The organism is Cobetia amphilecti (genome assembly GCF_032923285.1).
Lineage (GTDB): Bacteria > Pseudomonadota > Gammaproteobacteria > Pseudomonadales > Halomonadaceae > Cobetia > Cobetia amphilecti.
This window is the reverse complement of the sequence record NZ_CP136695.1, coordinates 2693979-2715702: the sequence shown is the minus strand read 5'-3', so window position 1 is coordinate 2715702 and position 21724 is coordinate 2693979. Positions and strand designations below refer to the sequence as shown.

General features: G+C 60.1%; 20 protein-coding genes and 1 pseudogene. 11 read left to right on the top strand and 10 right to left on the bottom strand.

The genetic code is table 11. From position 1 onward, the window contains the following. Positions 1-38: 38 nt before the first annotated feature. Entirely contained in the window at positions 39-1127 is a 1089-nt protein-coding gene (locus R1T44_RS11595) for an ABC transporter substrate-binding protein (protein ID WP_225996643.1), read from the bottom strand. A 628-nt stretch (positions 1128-1755) separates the two neighbouring features. Between R1T44_RS11595 and R1T44_RS11590 the strand changes: the two genes are divergently transcribed. Beyond that, a complete protein-coding gene (locus R1T44_RS11590) occupies positions 1756-2526 on the top strand; it encodes a UTRA domain-containing protein (protein WP_317292082.1) in 771 nt (256 codons plus the stop codon). A gap of 152 nt (positions 2527-2678) precedes the next feature. Here the strand turns inward: R1T44_RS11590 and R1T44_RS11585 are convergent, their stop codons facing one another. Next, positions 2679-3236 carry a LabA-like NYN domain-containing protein gene (locus R1T44_RS11585; RefSeq protein WP_317292081.1) on the bottom strand — a complete coding sequence of 186 codons (558 nt, stop codon included), beginning with the start codon at positions 3234-3236 and terminating at the stop codon, positions 2679-2681. A gap of 203 nt (positions 3237-3439) precedes the next feature. Beyond that, entirely contained in the window at positions 3440-3628 is a 189-nt protein-coding gene (locus R1T44_RS11580) for a hypothetical protein (protein WP_084589604.1), read from the bottom strand. 330 nt (positions 3629-3958) lie between these two features. Here R1T44_RS11580 and R1T44_RS11575 point away from each other — a divergent pair, with 330 nt between their 5' ends. The 5 genes from R1T44_RS11575 (at position 3959) to R1T44_RS11555 (ending at position 8929) form a co-directional block, all read left to right on the top strand. Continuing rightward, positions 3959-5044, top strand: a complete 1086-nt coding sequence (locus R1T44_RS11575; protein WP_284726993.1) for an NAD(P)-dependent alcohol dehydrogenase — start codon at positions 3959-3961, stop codon at positions 5042-5044. A gap of 148 nt (positions 5045-5192) precedes the next feature. After that, the gene (locus tag R1T44_RS11570; protein WP_054557253.1) at positions 5193-6056 is read left to right on the top strand and encodes a PA4780 family RIO1-like protein kinase; all 864 of its coding nucleotides are present in this window, start codon (positions 5193-5195) and stop codon (positions 6054-6056) included. Between the two features lie 172 nt (positions 6057-6228). After that, a protein-coding gene (locus R1T44_RS11565; RefSeq protein WP_284727461.1) for an IS3 family transposase occupies positions 6229-7745 on the top strand; the annotation gives its coding sequence in 2 pieces (ribosomal slippage) (positions 6229-6663 and positions 6666-7745; 1515 coding nt in all). 485 nt (positions 7746-8230) lie between these two features. Beyond that, positions 8231-8566 (top strand): arsenate-mycothiol transferase ArsC, encoded by a 336-nt coding sequence (locus tag R1T44_RS11560; protein WP_394805757.1) that lies wholly within the window; start codon positions 8231-8233, stop codon positions 8564-8566. A 27-nt stretch (positions 8567-8593) separates the two neighbouring features. Further along, positions 8594-8929, top strand: a complete 336-nt coding sequence (locus tag R1T44_RS11555) for a metalloregulator ArsR/SmtB family transcription factor (RefSeq protein WP_283248893.1) — start codon at positions 8594-8596, stop codon at positions 8927-8929. 89 nt (positions 8930-9018) lie between these two features. Here R1T44_RS11555 and R1T44_RS11550 read toward each other — a convergent pair whose 3' ends face one another. The 4 genes from R1T44_RS11550 to R1T44_RS11535 all read right to left on the bottom strand — a co-directional run bounded on the left by R1T44_RS11550 (position 9019) and on the right by R1T44_RS11535 (position 12619). Further along, on the bottom strand, positions 9019-9519 hold the full coding sequence (locus R1T44_RS11550; protein ID WP_054557257.1) for a YehS family protein: 501 nt from the start codon (positions 9517-9519) through the stop codon (positions 9019-9021). A 116-nt stretch (positions 9520-9635) separates the two neighbouring features. Then, the gene (locus R1T44_RS11545) at positions 9636-10400 is read right to left on the bottom strand and encodes a YiiX/YebB-like N1pC/P60 family cysteine hydrolase (RefSeq protein ID WP_284726991.1); all 765 of its coding nucleotides are present in this window, start codon (positions 10398-10400) and stop codon (positions 9636-9638) included. A gap of 87 nt (positions 10401-10487) precedes the next feature. Beyond that, a complete protein-coding gene (locus R1T44_RS11540; RefSeq protein ID WP_107334622.1) occupies positions 10488-11594 on the bottom strand; it encodes an endonuclease/exonuclease/phosphatase family protein in 1107 nt (368 codons plus the stop codon). Between the two features lie 95 nt (positions 11595-11689). Beyond that, positions 11690-12619: a DMT family transporter gene (locus R1T44_RS11535; RefSeq protein ID WP_317292080.1), complete on the bottom strand. Its 930-nt coding sequence runs from the start codon at positions 12617-12619 to the stop codon at positions 11690-11692. 189 nt (positions 12620-12808) lie between these two features. On the opposite strand from R1T44_RS11535, the gene R1T44_RS11530 reads away from it, so the two are divergent. After that, complete coding sequence (locus tag R1T44_RS11530) at positions 12809-13858, top strand: cation diffusion facilitator family transporter (protein WP_213114429.1); 1050 nt, start codon at positions 12809-12811, stop codon at positions 13856-13858. Positions 13859-14070: 212 nt separating this feature from the next. Here the strand turns inward: R1T44_RS11530 and R1T44_RS11525 are convergent, their stop codons facing one another. Then, positions 14071-15453 (bottom strand): NAD-dependent succinate-semialdehyde dehydrogenase, encoded by a 1383-nt coding sequence (locus R1T44_RS11525; protein WP_107334624.1) that lies wholly within the window; start codon positions 15451-15453, stop codon positions 14071-14073. Positions 15454-15814: 361 nt separating this feature from the next. Between R1T44_RS11525 and R1T44_RS11520 the strand changes: the two genes are divergently transcribed. From R1T44_RS11520 to R1T44_RS11510, 3 genes are all read left to right on the top strand, one after another. After that, positions 15815-16255, top strand: a complete 441-nt coding sequence (locus tag R1T44_RS11520) for an arsenate reductase/protein-tyrosine-phosphatase family protein (protein WP_284726990.1) — start codon at positions 15815-15817, stop codon at positions 16253-16255. Positions 16256-16307: 52 nt separating this feature from the next. After that, complete coding sequence (locus R1T44_RS11515) at positions 16308-16517, top strand: hypothetical protein (RefSeq protein ID WP_131432200.1); 210 nt, start codon at positions 16308-16310, stop codon at positions 16515-16517. Positions 16518-16660: 143 nt separating this feature from the next. Then, positions 16661-16900, top strand: coding sequence for a hypothetical protein (locus tag R1T44_RS11510; protein ID WP_159055708.1), 240 nt, complete (start codon positions 16661-16663; stop codon positions 16898-16900). Between the two features lie 331 nt (positions 16901-17231). Here the strand turns inward: R1T44_RS11510 and R1T44_RS11505 are convergent, their stop codons facing one another. Next, positions 17232-18050, bottom strand: a complete 819-nt coding sequence (locus tag R1T44_RS11505) for an EAL domain-containing protein (protein WP_317292079.1) — start codon at positions 18048-18050, stop codon at positions 17232-17234. A 108-nt stretch (positions 18051-18158) separates the two neighbouring features. Between R1T44_RS11505 and R1T44_RS11500 the strand changes: the two are divergent. Beyond that, positions 18159-19328: pseudogene (locus R1T44_RS11500) on the top strand (IS3 family transposase). A gap of 3 nt (positions 19329-19331) precedes the next feature. Here R1T44_RS11500 and R1T44_RS11495 read toward each other — a convergent pair. Then, a complete protein-coding gene (locus R1T44_RS11495) occupies positions 19332-21650 on the bottom strand; it encodes a diguanylate cyclase domain-containing protein (protein ID WP_317292078.1) in 2319 nt (772 codons plus the stop codon). Positions 21651-21724: the final 74 nt, after the last annotated feature.

The window sequence follows — 21724 nt, the reverse complement described above, 5'->3', positions numbered from 1 at the left end:
TGGTGCGCGCTCTGCTCGCGTGAAGCAGAGGTCGGGGATCACTGCTGGTGGATCAGTACCTGGGACTGCCACTGACGTGGCAACTGCTTGGCACTGGCTTCCCAGCCTGCGAAGTCCTGGACCGGACGTGCATTGGCGTACTGCTCGTTGGGCAGCAGCTTGGCGGCGATATCCTCAGGCAGGGTGAGGTGCTCGGCGCGGATAGGACGGGCATAGCCCTTGGCCAGGTTCAGCTGACCGGCGTCGGAGAGGATGTACTCACGGGCCAGCTTGGCGGCATTCGGGTGCGCGGCATGCTTGTTGATGATGGTGGCGTAGCCGGAGGTGACAGAGGCATCAGACGGGATGACGACCTCGAAGGTGTCGCGGTTGATCTGATCGCGATAGTTCAGGGCATTGAAGTCCCACAGCAGGGCGACTTCGACTTCGCCTTTCTCCAGGTTGGCGATGCTCGGCTCTGCCAGTGACAGACGGCCCTGGCGCGCCAGTTCCGCGAAGACTTCCAGGCCCGGTGTCAGGTCGGATTCCTTGCCGCCATTGGCGAAGGCGGCGGCGAGAATGGCGTTGTTGGCCTGGGAGGCCTTGCCCACGGCGCCGACGGACACCTTGTAATCACCCTCGGCGAGATCGGCGAAGGAGGTCGGGCGCTCATCTTCGCTGACCAGTGTCTTGTTGATCATGAAGGAAATGGTGCCGGTGTAGCCCAGTACCCAGTGGCCATCCTTGTCTTTGGCCCACTCCGGGATCTGCTCCCAGGTCGTGGTCTTGTAGGCCTGGGTCACGCCTTGCTGCACCGCGATCGGACCGAAGGCGAAGCCCACGTCACCGATATCGGCGGTGGCGTTCTCACCCTCGGCCTTGAACTTGGCGACTTCCTCGGCGGAGCTCATGTCGGTATCGCTATGCGCGATGGAATACTTCGACTCGAGGTCTGCCCAGGTGTCCTTCCAGTTGGCCCAGCTGTCCGGCATGCCGACGCTATCGACACGGCCTTCGGACTGAGCGGCCTCGAGAAGGTCAGCCGGCATGTCGGCGGCACTGACGGAGGCACTGCCCAACAGGGCGGCCATGCAGGTGGAAACCAGCAGGCCGGTGGAGCGGGATGAGGTAGTGGCAATCGACTTCAAGGAGATTTCCCCAGTAGGTGATGAACAATCGCTGCGCTGAAGGTAAGGCGTGACGGGCATCAGGCACCCTGTCGACACGCTGAGAGCACGTCCGGGTGCTCAGGTCATTGCTCAGGCCAGTTCTCGGATCATTGATCAGACCAGTGCTCAGGCAAGTGCCGAGGCAGCCGAGATTGTGTGGTCTAGTTCAGTTCGAAAGGCACGATCGACTCTAGCGCTCGCCTGTGACAGTTGCGTGTCGTCAACATGTCGTTGTCATGGCATGGGGTGGCGGCTCTGCCTCTGCCTCCTTCATACCTTCTCCGTGCCTTCTCCGCGCCTTGCCGCGGGCTCCAGTCCTCGCTATCTTCCACAGCCATAGGCGTGCAAGGCATGAGCCTGCACGTGATGGCTGAGCTGGCGTGGCAGCCAGAGCTGCGCTGTCACCGAGTTGTCACGCCAATGCCACTATTCTCCTCATGCGTGTCTCGACAAGCGTGTCTTGGAAAGACGCACTGAGCTTTGCGGGTCATCTGAACTAGACCACAGAAATCGCTTCTCTCTGACCCTTTCCATCCTGGACGCCCTGGATGTCATGCAAGTGACTCGCCAGAAATTGCTGTCTTTCGTTATCTTTCAGGAACTTCGCATGCCTTCATCTTCGCTTGAGCCCCAGAGTGACGCCGCTTCATCGGCAACTCCTGACGCGGATGTCCCCGTGGCAGGGCTCAAGGGCAAGCTGCTGAACCATCTTGAGGCAGCGCCGCTACGCGCTTCACAGCGCCTGCCTTCCGAGCGCGAGATGATCGAACGCTTTGCCACGACGCGGGTCACCCTGCGCGACACCCTGCTGCAGCTGGAGGCGGAGGGTCGTATCTATCGCGAGAATCGGCGGGGCTGGTTCGTCTCGCCGCCACGACTGCGCTATGACTTGCTGGCGTGCCTGCCATTTCGCGACATGGTCGAGTCACAGCAGCGGGTGGCCAGCACCGAGGTACTGGCGGCAGGAGAAGTCGCTGCCAACGCGGTGATCGCGCAGCGACTGGGGATTGCGGAGGGCTCAGTGGTCTATCGCATCACTCGCGTGCGGCGTATCGATGGGCGGCGCGTGCTGCATGTCTGCCATCACCTGCGACGTGACTGCTTCCCGGGCATCCTCGATTTCGACCTCGGAGCCCACTCCCTGACCGACCTCTATCGACACGAATACGCCATTCGTGTCAGTCGCGTGAGCTTCGAGCTGGCCTCCACGGTGTTCGACGCTGAGGCCGCCGCCGCGCTGAACGCCGCACAGGGCAGTCCCGCGCAACGCATCACCCGCATCAACTTCGATCAGAATGGCCGCGCGGTGGACTGCGATGATGAACACTGGCGCCACGACGCCATCGAATTGACGCTGAGTGCCGCACCACAGAGCTAGTCGGCAAGTTCGCGGTAAAGCCTGAATGCCTGGCAGGCCGCTGGTAGCCCAGACGAAAACGCCCGCACATCCTCTTGTTTAGTTGAGGGCGTGCGGGCGTTTCTTGTGCGACAGACAGGATTCGAGCGCGGTTGAGACGCGATCGATCGGTGTCAGCGCATCAGCAGGCTTTCATCGACTTCGCGGAAGTGATGGGCGCTTTTCATCAGGGCGAGGGCGGTGAGGGCTCCGACGCCGTAGACGTGTGTAGTCACATCGTGGCGCGCCGCGACATGATCCAGCAGCAGGGCGAAGTCGCCATCGCCGGAGGCGAGGATGATCTCATCGACCTCGGGGGCGGCTTCCATCACGTCGATGGTGATGCCGACATCCCAGTCGCCCTTGGCCGAGCCGTCGCCGCGCTGTATGAAGGGCTTGAGTTTGACCTCAAAGCCTATCTCGCGCAGGCGCTGCTGGAATTGCTGCTGCTTGGGGTCGCCACGGTCGATCGCGTAGGCGTAGGCATGCTGAATCGAGCCGAGGCGCTCGAGCTCTGCCCATAGGCGACGATAATCGAACTGCCGACCGAAGGTGTCGCGGGTGGTGTAGTAGATGTTCTGCACATCAATGAAGACGGCCAGGCGTGTGCGTGCCCCATCCGCGTCGCGAGAGACATGCGCGCAGTGCTGGCGGGAGTCGAGAGAGCTGTCGCGCGAAGAGGATCCTGGCATGGGCGTCGCCGTGGCGGGAGGAGCAAGGGTAGGCAAGAGGTGATTTTCCTCTCCCCAGAAAGAAGCCGGCCGCTACCTGATGATGCAGGGCAGCGGCTGGAGGTCTAGCGATGAACAACGCTCTCACGGTCAGTGACTCGATGGCAGGCGCCAGTTGAGTGAGGCGAGCAGCGCGTTCGAGCACCAAGGCTTGATGGCAAGCCTCAGCTCTTGGCAGCAGGGTTTGACGGCTTGGTCGGCTTGACGCCAATGACCTGGCCGCTGACACCGGATTCAATCACATCCACCTTGCCACCACGGTCCAGGAAGGCCTGCATCTGAGCTTCAAGCGAGGCTGAGGTTTCGACAGCAGCCGGGGCTTTTTTCTTTGCAGCAGTACGAGTATTCGCCATGCGGGACTCCGTTCCAAGACGTGAGGGGTGAAAGTGAATGATAACACAGTGGCAACTTTGCTGCTTGATGGCATCAATTTGGAATCAGAAGCCTGATGTTTTGCGTCGCTTTTCCTTGTGTCTGCAAGCCTCGCGTAGCGTGGTGGCTCGCTGTTGCGATCTGACCAACACAGTGATGCAGGGCGGCCAAGCCATTGAAAAGTCGGGCTGTCGGCAAGAGGTCAGTGGGCATGATCGCGATTGCCGCATGGCATGCGAATCCTTTTACGGGCGCTGAATCATCTTTGATGGTCAGGCTGCCCGTCGCTCAGCCAAGCAAGGAGAGACTCCATGACAAGCCCTTCCAATGGTGATTTTGCCGGCCAGACTCGCGCTTATGCGGTGGCATCCGAAACGGCAGACCTGGCGCCCTGGAACTTCGAGCGTCGCCAGCCGCGACCGGATGACGTGGCCATCGAGATTCTCTACTGCGGTGTCTGTCACTCGGATCTGCACGTCGGCCGCAATGACTGGGGCTTTTCTCAGTATCCGCTGGTGCCGGGGCACGAGATCGTGGGTCGGGTGATCCAGGTGGGCAATGACGTCAGTCAGTACAAGGTGGGCGACATGGTCGGCGTCGGCTGCATGGTGGATTCCTGCCGTGAATGCAGCGCCTGTCAGAAGGGGCTCGAGCAATATTGCCTCGACGGCATGACCATGACCTACGGCAGCCCGGACCGTCACGATGGCAGCCTCACCCAGGGCGGCTATTCCGACAAGATCGTCGTCAGCGAACGCTTCGTGGTCTCCATCCCGGACAAGCTCGACCCGGCAGTGGCCGCGCCGCTGCTGTGCGCGGGTGTCACGACCTATTCGCCGCTGCGTCACTACGGCGTGAAGTCCGGCGACAAGGTCGGGGTGATCGGCATGGGCGGCCTAGGCCACATGGGCATCAAGTTCGCCAAGGCGATGGGCTGTGAAGTGACGCTCTTCACCCGCAGCGAGAGCAAGGTCGAGGAAGCGCGCGAGAATGGTGTCGATCATGTGATCGTCTCGACGGATGACGAGCAGATGGCAGCCGCCACTGAAACCTTCGACTTCCTGCTCGACACGGTGCCGGTGCCGCATGATCTCAACCCCTACCTAAATACCCTGAAGTACGACGGCACGCATATCCTCGTCGGCCTGGTGCAGGAAGTGGACCCCGCGCTGCAGGGCGGCAACCTGGTCATGAAGCGCCGTGTACTGGCGGGCTCGTTGATCGGTGGCATGCCGGAGACCCAGGAAGTGCTCGACTACTGCGCCGAGCACGACATTGGCTGCGATATCGAGATGATCGACATCGACACCATCAATGATGCCTGGAAGCGCATGCAGGAGGGCAAGGTCAAGTATCGTTTCGTGATTGACATGCAGAGCCTCAAGAACGCCCAATAAGCGCTGGCGCTGCTGCCGATCAGGCAGTCTGTCAGTGAATGCTGAAACCCCCGCCAATGACGCATTGGCGGGGGTTTTGTCGTAAGGTATGTCACAAAATTGCTACAGGGTGATTCCCGATGTATCGCAAAACGCGTATAAGAACGCGATGAAAACGCCAAAGAGAATCCAGCCGCTCATAGATGACGGTCTGGTCGATGAAGTGCTCCGCCCCTTGATGAGTGGCAAGGAAGCCTCGGTTTACGTCGTGCGCTGCGGAGAAGAGATTCGCTGTGCCAAGGTCTACAAGGATGCTGCCCAGCGCAGCTTCAAGCAGGCTGTGCTGTATCAGGAAGGCCGCAAGGTGCGTAACAGTCGCCGTCAACGGGCGATGGAGAAGGGCTCCGGCTTCGGACGCAACCAGCAGGAAGCCGCCTGGCAGAATGCCGAGGTCGATGCGCTGTATCGTCTGGCCGATGCCGGTGTGCGCGTGCCGCAGCCGTTCGGCTGCTTCGATGGCGTGCTGCTGATGGAGCTGGTCACCGATGACGACGGCAATGTGGCACCGCGCCTGAATGATGTCTCGATGTCCGCCGAGCAGGCGCGGGAAGACCATGCGCTGATGATGCAGTACATCGTGCGCATGCTGCATGCCGGGCTGGTGCATGGTGACCTGTCCGAGTTCAACGTGCTGGTCGATGACTATGGCCCGGTGATCATTGATCTGCCGCAGGCAGTCGATGCCGCGGCCAACAATAATGCCAAGAGCATGTTGGCGCGGGATGTCGCCAATATCACCGCCTACTACGCGATGTTCGCGCCTGAACTGGCACAGACACGCTACGCCGACGAGATCTGGGCATTGTTCGAGGCCGGTGATATGGACCCGGATGTCGAGCTGACGGGCCTTTATGAGGACGACGCCGAAGCGCCGGACGTGGATGCGCTGCTCGAGAACATCATGGCGGCCATGGAAGAAGAGCAGGAGCGCAAGGCGCGCCAGAAGAGTGCGGAAGAGGGCGATGATGACTAGCAAGAACCTTTAGCTGCTAACTGCTAACTGCTAGCTGCTTGCCAGGCCTTGGGCTTTCGCCAGAAGCGCTGAGGAGGGGCCCTTATCTGCCAGCGTAGTTGTCACCTAAACGGATTGAGAGGTGATCAACGTGCGTTATTCCACAGAGCGTAAGGAAGCCATCCTCAAGAAGATGGCGCCGCCTATGAGCATGACCATCCCGGAATTGGCCAAACAGGAAGGCATCACTGCAACAACCCTCTACAATTGGCGGAAACAGGCCAGAGAGCGAGGACAAGTTTTGCCATCACGTTCCACCCAGCCCGACCAGTGGACCAGTCAGGAGAAGTTCCAGATCGTCCTGGAGACGGCCCCGATGAACGAGGCCGAACTCAGCGCCTATTGCCGCGAGCGTGGGCTCTACCCCGAGCAGGTGGAAGCCTGGCGGGATGCCTGCATGAACGCCAACGACGACGTGGCAGCGCAGGCCAAGCAACAACGCCAGGCTCGCAAGGCGGAGCAAAAGCGGCTCCGTAAGTTGGAGCGCGAGCTGCACCGCAAGGACAAGGCCCTCGCCGAGACGGCGGCCCTGTTGACCCTGTCAAAAAAAGCCGAGGCGATCTGGGGCACGACCCACGACGAGGACGACTGACCAGCCTCCCGGATCGCCAGCGCATCGTGACCCTGGTGCAAGACGCCCAGCGTGACGGGGCTCGGCTGGCCAAGGCCTGTCAGGTGATGGGCATCAACGTGCGGACCTACTACCGCTGGGTCGCAGAAGGCGAAGTGACGGCGGACCGCCGCCCCGACGCCGATCGCCCGGAACCGGCCAACAAGCTATCTCCCGAGGAGCGAAAAGCGATCGTGGCGTTGTGCAACGCTCCAGAGTACCGAAGCCGCCCTCCGGCCTTCATCGTGGCCGATCAGGCTGACAAGGGCCGCTATCTGGCCTCTGAGTCGACGATATACCGAGTGCTTCATGAATATGATCAGCAACATCACCGGGGCCGACAGCAGGCCCCTCAGCGTAAGCGCCCACCGACCACTCACCAGGCGACGGCGCCGAACCAGCTTTGGTGCTGGGACATTTCGTGGCTGCCCGGTCCCGCGCGCGGCACTTGGTGGTATCTGTACCTGATAATGGACGTCTTCAGCCGCAAGATCGTCGGGCACGAGATCTATGAAACAGAGACTGGCGAGCTGGCCGCTGAGTTGATTCAGAAAACCTGCTGGCGAGAGCGCCTGACAGATCGTCATAAACCCTTGATTCTGCATTCAGATAACGGCAGCCCGATGAAGGCAGCGACCTTCCTGGAAAAGCTCTATGACCTGGGCATCACTCCCTCGTACAGCCGACCGCGAGTCAGCAACGACAATGCCTTCGCCGAGTCGGCCTTCAAGACGCTGAAGTACCGGCCGGGCTTCCCCGTCGACGGGTTCGCCACCCTGGCCGAGGCTCAGGACTGGGTTCAGCAATTTACCGAGTGGTACAACCATGAGCACCAGCACAGCGCCCTTCGCTACGTCACGCCGAGCCAGCGTCATGACGGCGAGGCCAAAGGCATTCTGACGCAGCGCCGAGAGGTCTTCGAGGCCGCGAAGCAGCGTCACCCGGAGCGATGGTCAGGTGACATCCGAAAACTCGACCTGCCGGAGATAGTGCATTTGAATCCGGAGCGGGATCCGATACCGCAGGCAATAGGGTTTTAAAAAGCCAGAACCACTTCATGTGCCAACTATGTTGACAGATTCCGACAGGATGCTCAGCGGAGATGTCACGCGACTGCAATAAAATGATACACATATATTTTTATGCATATTTTTCGACGTGAGTGTCATCGAGATACTTGTTCAGCATGTAGAGGGCGATCCTCATCTCTGGCATGTGGCATGTGGCGATCTTCGCGGGCTGGCGTGGTGTGCCTGGCAGTTGCCGGTCACTGCGCTGGCCCGTTCGCGTCTGTTGCAGGGTTTGGTGCCGGGTTTGTTGCAAAAAGTGATCTAAAGGTGGGGCGCCGAGACCTGAAAGGCTACTGACATCAGTTTGTTATACAAGCGCGGTACTTCTGATATGCGACCCTATGGTAAGGTAAAATTGCAGCTCTGGAGATGAGTCATGTCCAAACAGCGAGTGCTTTTTCTGTGCAATGCCAATTCTGCCCGCTCCCTGATGGGGGAGGCATTGCTGCGCAACCATGGCGGGGGACGAGTTTGACGCCTTCAGTGCCGGTGTCGCGCCTGATGCCCCGCAACAGCACGCGTTGGACGCTCTGGCGCGCGCCGGGGTGGATAATTCAGGTCTGGCGAGCGAGTCGATCGAACGCTACCGCTCTCAGTCCTTCGATGCCGTCATCGTGCTGTGTCAGAAGGCGCAGCAGCAGTGTCGCCAGTGGGATGGCCAGACCGATGAGCTGATGTTCTGGGATATCGAAGATCCGCGCAATCAGGATACTGCGGTGTCCTATGGGCGCGCCTTGAACGAAATTCGCACGCGCTTGCAGCTGTGGTTGGCGGCACGCTCACATCATTGAATCAGGTGGAATTCTGCATTGTCTCTTCTGACCCCGACACGTCTTTTCAAATGCCTCAGCGACGATACACGCCTTGTGCTGATGTTGCTTATCCATGCAGAAGGCGAGCTTTGCGTATGCGAGATGACCTACGTGTTGCAGGAGTCGCAGCCCAAGGTGTCGCGCCATCTGGCCCAGTTGCGCAATTGCGGTCTGCTGCTGGACCGCCGCCAGGGGCAATGGGTCTATTACCGTCTGATGCCTGGCCTGCCGTCCTGGGTATTGCCGGCGCTGGTCGCGGCGGCGGAAGGGAGTCAGCACCGCATGGCGCCGTTGCTGGCGCGCCTGGCCACCATGGAAGGGCGCCCCAACCGCGAATGCTGAGCCGCTGTTGGTATCGCCATTGCCGTCATACAACAACGCCGCTCCGGATTCCGGGGCGGCGTTGTTGTTGAGAGCACATCAGGGTCTGATCAGACCGGATCGACGGCGTGCTGCTCGGTCTCCGGGTCATGGCGACGATGGCGCAGCTCGATGCCCTTGAGCAGGTTGCGCAGGATCTGGTCCTTGCACTCGCGGTAGTGGCGATGATCGGGCTTGCGGAAGAAGGCAGACAGCTCGGACTTGGTGATCAGTTCGAAACCGGCCAATGCCAGCAGCTCGAGCATGTCGTCATCCTTGAGCTCGAAGGCGATCTTGAGCTTGCGCAGAATCACGTTGTTGTCGAGACGCTTTTCAGGCGCCGGCTGGGCGCCTTCGCGCTTGCCGCGACGCACGTTGATCAGGCCATTGAGGAACCTGGCCAGGTCGATGTCCTTGATGCGCTGCTGAGCCTCATCATCATCGCGCTTGAGCCAATCGCTGATCTGGGCGCGTGAGACCTCGTGGTCCGCGGCAGCGAAGGTGTTGATCATGTCGGTGTCGGAGAGGTTCAGCGCGTAGCGGAGGCGACGGATGATGTCGTTATTGGTCACGGGCGTGGTTCCGGTCGTGAAGAGTGTCAGAGGGCGGCAGGCGGCGCAGTCGGCACAGCAGAACTGATGCCAAGGTGCCGGCCAGCAAGGCCGCGGATGGCGCGCAGCATACCAGATCAGGCGGGCGGTTCGCTCCACTGCAGGCGATGGGGGTCGAATCCGGCGCACAGGGTCGGCTTGATGATGTCGAAGTAGGGCGAGATATCGAAGTCGCAGGGCGCAAACAGGCTGTGATGGCGGATATGCAGCAACTCCTGATAGCAGTGCAGGCATGCCGGGTCGCTGGAGGGCAGGACGTCACTGTCTGGCAGGATGGGATAGCGCACGGCCTGGAAGGCTTCGGCGATCAGCGATGAGCAGATCGCGCGGGTCGGGTCGCCGCTGCCCAGTGCCAGCATGCGGCGCCGATAGCGGCTTGGCACCGGTGGCGTGCGAATCAGATAGCGAGCCAGATCGACGATGTTGCGCAGGTCATATTGATGGCCCAGCCGCGCCTCGGCATGGGCGATCAACGCGCTGATCTCCTCCTCCGTGAGTCCGACCGGGCGGCAGATGCGCGTGTGCTGATGCCAGTAATGGTTGAGGGGGACGCGGCGCACCCCGGCGGTGACGTCCGCTTCCAACAGGCAGTCGCCCCTGACCGGACGTCCTCTGCTGTCCAGCGGCGTGCGCACGCAGAGCGCGGCATGAGACCAGGTCGACTGGGTGAGGTAGCGAATGGCGGAGCTGATACGCGAGGAGCCCTCGACCAGCAGGACATCGCCGCGCCGCAGGGTGGCAGCCAGCTTTTCCGGTGATGACGTGGCGCGATGCGCCGGCAGCTTGCCCGGCGCCGTGAGATGACGCGCCAGCCGCGTGCCCAGCCAGTCGAGTCCTCGCATGCCTGCCTCCCGTATGGCTCAACCCTCATCAGCCAGTCTGGGACCTTTTGGAGAATTCAGCCAAATGCCACCTCAGGCATGTCGGGCTCAGCGACCCGGTTTCGGCACGTCCTGCTGGCTGACATTCTCGTCACTGGCGGTCTCGCTGGCCTCGGCCTGGTCGTCGGCATCCGGCTCCGGGGCATCGAGTGTCTCGTCGGTGTCCTGGGCGGGCGTCAGCGCCAGTTCGGTGAGCAGCGGGAAGTGATCGGAGCCGAAGGCTTCCATGCGCGCCACGCGCACCACACTGAAATGCTCGCTGTGGAAGAGGTGATCCAGTGGCCAGCGCAGCAGGGGAATGTTGGCGTGGAAGGTATTGAACATGCCGCGGCCGACGCGGGGGTCCAGCAGGCCGGACAGCTTGCGGAACAGGCGCGTGGTGCGAGACCAGGCCACGTCGTTGAGGTCACCGGTGACGATCACCGGTTGCTGGCTGTCGGCGACGCTGCGCGCCACGATGATCAGCTCGGCATCCCGCTCGGATGACTCGTCATTCTCGGTCGGGCTGGGCGGCGCCGGGTGCAGGAAGTGCACTCGCACGCGGTCACCGCTGGCCAGCTCCAGTTGCGCATGCATCGACGGCACATCCTCTTCGACCAGGTAGTCGATGCTGGCGTCATGCAGTGGCAGGCGTGAATAGACATGCATGCCATAGAGGTTGTCCAGCGGGCATTTGAGAGTGTGCGTATAGCCGTATTGCTCGCTATCCGCCTCGAGCACGTCGAGCCGCTGCTGCCACCAGTCATCGGATTCCAGCGTCACCAGCACGTCGGGCTGTTCGCGTTCGACGATGGCCAGCAGCTTGTCACTATCGTGATTGCTGGTCAGGACATTGGCGGTGAGCAGGCGGACCTGACGCTGCCGGTCGTGCTGTCTGGTACGCGCGGACTCGCAGGGAAAGAGGCGGGTATAGGGCACGATCCAGTGTGCCTGATAGACAAGCCCGGCCACGGCGATCACGGCCAGTGACACCCTGAGCCCGAAGGCAAGCTGGGACACCGCGAGGTCGGCGATCAACAACATCGCCCACAAGGCGGCCAGCTGCAGACGGGGGAAGTCCATGATGCGCACCGACCAATGGCGAATACGCGTCAGTGGCAGCAGGGTGAAGGCTGCCATCAGCAGCGTCAGTACGCCGAGTAGCGTGGGGATCATGGTGGCTCCGGTGGCAGAGAATGGGGCGGGAAGTCGAATGCTCAAGCGTCAGACATGGTGGCGACATGCCTGACACTCAAGTCAGGACGCTGTTCTCACGAGGCAACCCGCCGCTGACGCCACAGGCGTGAGATCCATTGCCAGCGATTGATCAACAGGGCAGTGAAGATGAGGCCGCAACCGGTCATCTGGATCAGGGTCATGCGCTCACCGAACCAGGCGGCCGACATCAGGGCGGCCCAGACCGCTTCCAGCATCAGGATGACCGAGGCATGGCTGGGGGTGGTCAGGCCTTGTGCGTAGATCTGCAGGAAGAAACGCAGCGTGCTGGCGATCAGGGTGCTGGCCAGGAACCAGCTCAGGATGTCGAGACTGATGCCGGCGGGCCAGCTCTCGCTGAGCGCCGAGAGTATCAGGCAGGTGACGCCGGTGGTCATCAGCTGGATGGCCGTCAGCGGCAGGGCCGGGATATTGCGCACCAGGCGTGAATTGAAGTTGAACACCAGAGCGAACAGGCAGGCGGCGCCGAAGATGAGCCACTGGGCGGGCTCGATGGTGAAGCCATCGGTCGCGCCGGGCTGGCCCATGCCGAGCAGGGCGAAACCGAGCAGGGCGGTGGGCAGTGCGATCCAGGTGCTCAGCGGCGGTCTGTCCTTGAACAGCAGTCGTGCGAGTACCGGCACCAGCAGGATGCCGAAGCTGTTGATGAAGGCGATCACGCCCAGCTGATCAGACAGTGCGACCTCCAGTGACCAGCAGGCCATGGCGCCCCCGAACAGGACTCCGACGCCGCTTGCGCGCAGCTTGCGCGCGGTGGACAGCTGGCCCAGTGAGCGCGCATCGAAGATGGCCAGAATGAGCCCCGCAAGCAGGAAGCGACTGCCGATGAACAGCAGAGGAGGCATGCCGGCCATTGCCTCCTTGGAGAATATCCAGCCTGCGGCGGCGATGATGGTGACCAGCAGGAGCAGCAGATCGGCCTTGAGGGGCGAGCGGGAAGGGGTCGTCTCGGAGGAGAGGCTCATGGGGAAGGCGGGAATCCTTTATTCGTTGCGTCGCAAGTGATAACTATCCTATCAAGCTGGCGCAGTGGCTGCTGGCCTTTATCGGAACGCGCAAATCCGCCAATGCGTCTTGAAAGCCGCGCGACTTTCGACGTTACACTGCGCATCATGCAGACACGTTTCTTTTTTCATTAGATGGCCGGAGGTTGAATGGCATCGACACCGCAAGATGAGGTTCGCGAACCCTCGCATGAGCCTTCCGGGCAGCACGCTCACGATCATTCTCATGGCTCCGACCCTTCAGACGGGCACTCGCATGGCCATTCACACGGCCATTCGCACAGCCACTCACATGATCATCATCACGGTCACCACCATGATCATGCGCCTGAGGTAACAGCCGACAGCGAGCGACGCGTCAAGCTGGCGATGTATCTGACGGGCGGTTTCATGCTGGCGGAAGTGGTCGGCGGGCTGGTCGCGGGCTCACTGGCCCTCTTGGCGGATGCCGGGCACATGCTCAGTGATACGGTCTCGCTGGCGTTGGCTTGGGGCGCATTTCGCCTCGGGCATCGGGCGGCGACCCGCAAGCTGACCTTCGGCTATGCGCGCTTTCAGGTGCTGGCCGCATTCGTCAATGGCCTGACCCTGCTGGTGATCGGGGCGGCGATCGTGGTGGCCGCCATCAAGCGGCTCTGGCTGCCCTCCGAAGTACTGGCGGGGCCGATGCTGGCCATCGCCGTACTTGGGCTGGTCGTCAATATCGCGGCATTTCGTATCCTGCATCAGGGCGACCAGGACAACCTCAATCTGCGCGGCGCGGTATTGCACGTAATGGGGGACCTGCTCGGCTCGGTGGCGGCCATTGTCGCCTCGCTGATCATCATGACCACTGGCTGGAATCAGGCTGACCCGCTGTTGTCAGTGCTCGCGGCGGTACTGATATTGCGCGGCGCCTGGTCGTTGGTGAAGCGTTCGGCGCACACCTTGCTGGAAGGCACGCCTGAGCAGCTCGATCACGCCGATATCCAGGCGGGCGTCCTGGCGCTTGAAGGCGTGGAGAGCGTACATGACCTGCATCTTTGGGGGCTGACGCCACAATCACCGATTGCCAGTCTGCATGTCGTCGTGGCCGCCACCAGCGTGCCCGGCGATGTGCTGGAGCGTGTTCAGGACTATCTGCGCGACGGCCATGACATCTCGCACGTCACGGTTCAGCTGGAAGGTGAGGCATGCCCGCAGGGCTGCGTGACGCGCTGATGTGATGAGTGCGATCAGCGCGCTGGTTGAGGGAGGGAATATCGCAAGGCAGAGCTTGCGAACCCTTGACGCAAAACGCCCCGCTGAAAAGCGGGGCGTTGTTCGTTGCAGCGAAGGGACTGGAGTGAATCATCCGCTGCAGTCTTTTTAGCTCTTCAGCGTCGCTGACATCACGTTACGCCTTGACGCGCAACGAGTCTGTGCTCAGCGACTCAGTGCTCAGCGACATAGACGGTGCGGATGTTCATGAAGGCACCGAAGCCATATTCGCTCTGCTCACGGCCATAGCCACTGCCTTTGACGCCACCGAAAGGCAGCTGGGCGAAGGGCGTGGTCGGACGGTTGACGAAGCTCATGCCGGCCTGCAGCTGACGAGAGACGCGTTCACCCCGTTCGTCGTCCTTGGCCACCACGGTGCTGCCCAGGCCATAGGGGCAGTCGTTGGCAAGCTCGATGGCATGCGCTTCGTTGTCGGCGACCACCACGGAGGCGACCGGCCCGAACAGTTCTTCATTGAAGGCCGGATTGCCCTGGGTGACATTGGTCAGCACCGTCGGCGGATACCAGGCACCGTCGCGATCCGGAATCTCACCACCGCACTCAAGCTTGGCACCTGACTTGATGGCGCGCTGGACCTGGTCATGCAGGTCATCGCGCAGGTCCTTGCGAGACATCGGGCCGATATCGACCCCTTCGCTCATCGGATCATCCATGCGCATGTCCTTGACCTTCTCGATCAGACGCTTGGAGAAGTCCTCGGCGAGGGACTTGTCGACGATCAGGCGCTTGGACGCGGCGCAGCTCTGGCCGGTGTTGTCGAAACGCCCGGCGATGGCGAGATCCACCGCACGCTCGATGTCGGCATCATCCAGCACGATCAGTGGGTCGATACCACCCAGCTCCAGTACGCTTGGCTTGAGCGCTGCGCCTGCCTGCTCGGCGACCTTGCGACCCGCCTCTTCACTGCCGGTCAGGGTGACGCCCTGGACAACGGGATCATTGATGATGTCTTCGATCATCTCCGAGCCCACCGGCAACCAGGTGAAGATACCCTCTTCAAAGTCGGCCTTGTGGAACAGCTGGGTGATCAGATCGGCGCAGCCCGGGACATTGGAGGCGTGCTTCATCAGGCAGACATTGCCGCCCGCCAGGGCCGGAGCTGCGAAACGGATGACCTGATAGAGCGGATAGTTCCACGGCATCACGCCGAGGACGGCGCCGATGGGGTCCTTGACGATCTTGGCACGCACGGCACCATCGACATCACGCTGCTCGGTTTCCATCAGCTTGGGCAGGTTGTCGGCATAGAAGCGCGCGATGCTGGAGGAAATCTGCGTCTCGCTGATGCCCTGATCATAGGGCTTGCCCATCTCATGAGCGATCTGCGTGGCAATTTCCTTCTGATGCTCATCGATCAGGTCCGCCAGAACGGTGAGGCGCTGCGCACGATCCTGCACGGTGGTCTGGCTGAAGCTCGAGTACGCCTTGTGCGTCTGCTCCAGTTTCTGCTGAACCTCTTCCTTGCTCAGCATGGCGTATTCCTTGAGAACCTTGTCATTGGCCGGGTTGGATGCGGTCAGTGTCTTGTTGCTCATCTTGCCTCCCTGGTGGGTGCTGGTTCAGCAAGTGACTGAATGGGGATCGCGAGGGATCGAGATCGGCCCTTGAGCCAGTCACTTCATTGGCTACACACCAGGACTTGGCGATATTGCCTGAGATCTTCAAGGGGCTGGGGCTATTGCGTCGGGTCACCTCAGTGTTGCCATATGAGCACGCTGTTGTCCCTTGAAAAGCCACAGGTGTCATCAGTGGTCGATCGCGAAGCGGTCAAATGTGAACCTGCCGAACAGGCTGCCAGCATGCGACAATGGGCATCTGACGTCCGTGCGGGGCCAAGCTTGCCGCGTGCCGGGCCATCAACATGAGTGCAAGCGTCACAAGGAAGAGGAAGTCAGCGTGTTCAACAATATTCTGGTGGTATGTACCGGCAATATCTGTCGCAGTCCGGTCGGCGAGTCACTGCTGAAGCAGGCGTTGCCTGGCAAGACGGTGCACTCGGCGGGTGTGGGCGCACTGGTCGATCACTCGGTCGAACCCACGGCAGCACGCTTCGCCGTCGAGTCAGGGCTCGAGGTAGATGAGCATCGAGCGCGCCAGGTGTCGGTCGAGATGCTGACGGCTGCAGACCTGATTCTGGTCATGAGCGATGGCCATCGCCGCGCCATCAACCAGATGGCACCGCAGGTCAGTGGCAAGACGATGCTGTTCGGCCGCTGGCTGGCTAGCGGCCAGGGGGAAGAGATTCCCGATCCCTATCGCAAGAGCGAAGAGGCCTTCCGCCATGCGCACCAGAAGCTGGTGGAAGCGGCTGCGCTGTGGGTCAAGAAACTGATGTAATCAATATTCTGTTTTTAAAAATATTTTATGGATTTTCCCCGCCGAGCATCGCGTGGAGCAGCTGGGCTGGTGTCGCTCCGCCAGTGGTCTGGATCGCAGGCTGCTGCAGGATAGCCCAGTGGTGCAGGCTGATCTGGACGTGCAGCGCCAACGGGGCCGCGCGCTGCAAGCCGAGCAGGCGACCGGTCAGCTGGAGGCGGCATTCGCCGGCAAGGTGCACTCGCTAAATCCTGCCTTGAGAGAAGGGGGCTGGGTCGGTTAAGGGGAGTGGGTGATGACGCTGCGCAATCCCCGGCAGGTGACCCTGACGGCCCGGATGGAAGAGGAAAAGGTGCTGCGCGTCGATGAAGGTGCCACTGCTGGTTCTATCCGCTGGCGCCGGTAGGCAAGCGGCTGGAAATGCGCGTGGTCAGCGTCGAACCTCAGGCAGTCGCGGTGCTTGAGCAGCCGGAAATGGCCTCGCCCGATGGTGGGGACTTGAAGGTTCGCGAGGGCGAGGAAGGGCAGCTGGAACTGATGCGTAGCCTCTATCGAGTCACGCTTGAGCCAGTGGACTTTTCCCAGGCGCTGACACTCTCGATGCCTGGCCGGCGGGGCATGGTCAACGTCGAGACTGAGCCGCGCAGCCTGTTGAGCCGCACCTAGCGTGAAGTGGTGGGAGTCTGGCGTCGCGAATCAGGTTTCTGACACCGCTATTCTCCTTCCTGCACCCTGAATTTTGAATAAGAGAACAGAAGCCCAGCCTCCGAGTGGCGTTTGCCGCTTGGAGACTGGGCTTCTCTGGTCTGGCTCTGGAGAGGGCTTTGGAAAGAGGGGGTTGTGTGGTCTCGAGGGAATACCGCGCTTTGCTCTATGGAGCGCTCCGCCTTGATTCGGCAAGCCCTTGGCTCAGCTTGCTCTAGTTCAGCCAGCGGATTTAGCCAGCTTTAGGAGCAAGAGGCTGCGTCTAGCCATCACGGGCCCGTAAGACCGTGCTTTAGGCCGGGTCGTCAGCATGTCGCTTCTCTTGATTATCGTCGGTATTGGAGAGTATAGCGATTGCCTCGAGGGGTTCCGGCATGCCCAGCGCATAGCCCTGCACAAAATCGGCACCGACGGTGGCGACGGAGGCGAGTACCTCCGGACTACCTACGAATTCGGCTACAGTTTTCATGCCCATTTCACGCGCTACCTCGGCAATGGCGCGGGCGATGGAGTAAGAGACGCGGTTGGTGTCCATGTCGCGTATGAAGGCGCCATCGATCTTCAGGAAGTCGACGGGCAGGTTTTTCAGGTAGCCGAAGGACGATACCCCACTCCCAAAGTCATCCAGTGCGAAGGAGCAGCCGAGTGCGCCGAGAGCCTCGAAGAAGGCGCGCGCATCGCCCAGCCGCGTGATGGCGACGGATTCGGTGATTTCGAAACAGAGCTTGTCACCCGGGATGCCACTGTCGCGGACCATCGTGACCAGCAGGTCGCGAAAGCTCGGGCTGCTGATGGAGTGCCCGGAGAGGTTGAGTGACACCATGGTCAGTCGCTGGGCATGCGCAGGGTGCGCTGCGAGCCAGTTCAGATATTGGCGAATAACATGTTCATCGATGGCGGCTGACAGGCCATAACGCTCCGCCGCAGGCAGAAAGGCGCCCGGAGAGATGATGGCTCCTTCCCTGCCTTTCAAGCGTACTAGTACTTCGTAATGAAGTTCGTTGGTAGGCTCTGCAGTGGCGAGGGTGCTGACAATCGGTTGTTGATAAAGCACCAGCCGTTGTTCTTCGATGGCTGCGGTGATTTCTGCCAGCCAGTGCATTTCCTGCATTCGCCGAGCCACCTCGTCACCGGATTCACTGTGACGATTGTAGTGGCACAGTGAATCTGGCCACCTGACTTTGAGTGTATGATGGCTCACAGAGACAATCAGGTGCAGATGATGACGAAGAAGAGAACGTTTAGCCCGGAATTTCGCATGGAAGCGGCCCAGCTCGTGGTCGACCAGGGCTACACGCTGAAGGCGGCGTGTGAGGCCATGGGGGTTGGCAAATCCACCATGGAGTATTGGGTTCGCAGGCTTCGCGCTGAGCGGGCAGGCAAGGCGCCGCTGAAAGGTGAGGCTCTGACGCCGGAACAGCGTGAGATCCAGGAACTGAAGCGCAAGCTGCGGCGAGTGGAAGAAGAGAAGGCAATATTAAAAAAGGCTACCGCTCTCTTGATGTCGGACTCCCTGAGCAATTCTCGATAATCGAGCGACTTGAAGAGAGCTACGCGGTGCAGCACTTGTGTCAGGTGTTTGGGGTGCATCGCAGTAGCTACCGGGCTTGGCGTGGTCGGGATAGAAGACCTTGTGAGACTGAGCAGAAGCTGCTGGATCAGGTTGTCGAGGCGCATACCGTCAGTAACGGCTCTGCCGGCGCTCGCAGCATCGCAAACGCAGGCAGGAATACAGTTGAGTCGTTATCGGGCCAGCAGGCGGATGAAGCAGCTGGGGCTGATGAGTTCGCAGCCGCCGAGGCACGCCTACAAGAAGGCTGATCAGCCACACCTGGATATACCGAATGTTCTTGATCGGGAGTTCGATGTAAAGAAGCCCAATCAGGTATGGACCGGCGACATTACCTATATTTGGACAGGGGCACGCTGGGCTTATCTGGCAGTGGTCATCGACTTGTATGCTCGTAAACCCGTGGGGTGGGCATTGTCCCTATCGCCGAACACGGAGCTGGTAAAGAAAGCGCTGACCATGGCCTACGAATCGCGTGGAGAGCCACGGAATATCCTGTTTCATTCGGATCAGGGTTGCCAGTACACCAGCCGGGCATTCCGGCAGATGCTTTGGCGCTACCGAATGACGCTGAGTCTCAGTCGCCGTGGCAATTGCTGGGACAATGCCCCAACAGAGCGCTTCTTCAGAAGCCTGAAAACGGAATGGATACCAGAGATCGGCTATCCCGATGTCGCTGCGGCGAAGCGATCTGTCACTGATTATATGATCGGTTACTACAGCAGCCTCAGGCCGCACAAGCATAACGATGGGATACCGCCGAACTTGGCAGAAAAGAACTACTGGAATGCTCAAAGCTCGGTGGCCAAAAACACTTGACCACTACAGATGAACACGGTTGCGTCCGGCATCCTTGGCCTCGTAGCAGGCAGCGTCGGCGGCACTCAGCAGCTGGTGGGGGTCGTTGTGGTTGCTGTCGATGCTCACTAGGCCAATACTGGTACTAATGGTGAACAATTTGTCTTCCCACATGAATCGGAAGTTGGTGACAGACTGGCGCATCTCTTCGAGCAGCGCCTCGGCGTCATCCAGTGTTATGTTGGACATCAGCAAGCCGAATTCATCCCCTCCCAAGCGCGCGAGACGGTCTTGCTTGCGTAAGCCGGCGGCAATGACGTCGACCAGCTGGATCAAAAGTGCATCGCCGGCGGAGTGGCCGCAGGTGTCATTGACGACCTTGAACTGATCCAAATCGATGTATGCGAGGCAATGCAGCGCACGGGTAGCGCGCGCATCATCGCAAAGCGTCGTTAGTTTACGTTTGAATGCGCCGCGATTGAGCAAGCCAGTCAGGCTGTCGTGGTTAGCCTCATGGGCCATGCGCTGCGACATGGTGTGATTGAGCGTATTGTCTATCAACGCCAGTAGCGTATAACCATCCTGATCTGGTGTCGCCTCGACAGCAGAGACACTAATCTCTGCATGTACTGAGTTGCCGGAGGCGTGTATGAAGCGGCATTGCTGGGTAAAGAAGTCCTTGCGCTGCTCGATCAGGGCTTGATGTTGCAGCAGGAAGCTTTCCAAGTCTTCCGGCTCGATCAGTTCGCGAATGACACTCTGGGACAGGGTGGTAGAGGTGTAGCCCAAGATGCTTTCGAGTCGTTGATTGACGCGCAATAGCTGGCCACTGGTACTTAGGTGCGCCATACCCACAGCAGAGTGCTCGAAGGTGGCTCGGTACCGTCGCTCACTTGCACGCAGGCGTTTCTGAGAGGCCTGTTGCTCAAATTCGGTCATAAGCTGTGATACGTGATCAGATACCGATGCCAGAAATGCCTGCTCATCATCTGTCCATTGACGCGGGGCATGGCTTTCTGTGCAGCAGATGACGGCCACCACCTGGCCCGCCACACGGATCGGGCTGTCGATGATGGCTTTCACGCTGCATCGGAAGGTTCCATCAAACAGCAACTCTTGATTGGCCTTGGTCACATCGGCCAACGCGAGAGCGCGTCCGGCATCTAGGGCTTCGAAATAGAGTCCGTTGTGTTTTCTAGTGAGGCTGGTCGGGACCGTACTAAGCGTCGCATCGTGCGGAGGGGGAATCCATGCATCATGGACGTGGGCGAGTGAAAGGCAGTCGTGGGCGGCATTCATATACCAGAAGCTCACCTTGCGTATCTGCAGTCCTTTGGCGACTTGCTCGCATAACCATGGCAGTAGGCTATCTAGGTGCGTGCTGTTGTCGTGGCGTGTATTGCCGAGCTCAATCAATGCCGCCTGTTGACGTTCATAGCGGCGTAACTTATCAGCCTGGGCATCCTTGGCCAGATGCTGTTGGTGGATATCCAGCAATGAGCCAATGAAACGATAGGGTGCGCCGTTCCTGACCTCAAATTGCGCACGTAGTTCGAACCAGCGATGATCCCCTTGCTGGGTTCGAATTAGCAGCTCGCAATTGAAGGGCGTCCCACTTAATCGTTTGGAGCCGATCAAGGCTTTGAAGTCGTCACGCATGTCAAACGCGACTCTTCCATACAATGCCTCAAGTCCGGTATCGAGAGTCCCGGCCTCGTACCCCAATAGATTCTCTAGGCGTGTAGAGATAGTCAGTCTCTCGTTGCCTGTTTTCCATTCGAGGATGCCATCAGAAATACTTCGCAATATCCAGCTGGCTCGCGACTGACTGTCTTCGAACTCTGCGTTGAGATGGCTTTGATTGATCTGACGTTTTAGCGCTTCGGTCGCCAGTAACGCTAGCTTGTTCAATCGAACGAGGATTTCTGAGCTGGGCAACTGTTGACGAGGTTCAGAGTCCGCTAGGCTCATGCAACCGATTATCTCGCCATTGTCTGCCTTTAGGGGCAAGCCAATGTAATAACGAATGCCGTCGGCAAATACCGAACTGCATCTAGCGAGTTCCGACTGTTGACGAGCGTCACATGTGATAAGAGGGCTAGCTTGCATCACCGCCATACCACACAGGGCATCGTTTATAGGGATGGACTCGTGCACGTTGTCGTCCAAACTCAACCAGCGCTTGAGCTGCCCACCATCACGAAGATTGATCATTGCGATAGGAGCGTCTGCCAGTTCTGCAGCTAGCTCAAGAATCATCAGGGCCTGATGATCCTCCTCATGCCGCAATGTCTTGATCCAATTGGGAATAACGGAAGTATCAAGCCCGAGAGAATCTGGCATGTTGTCGCAGCCTTCCCTGTCTGTAACGGTGTTGTGTGATCGAGATCGCAGACTACCACAGTAAAGCGTTGCCG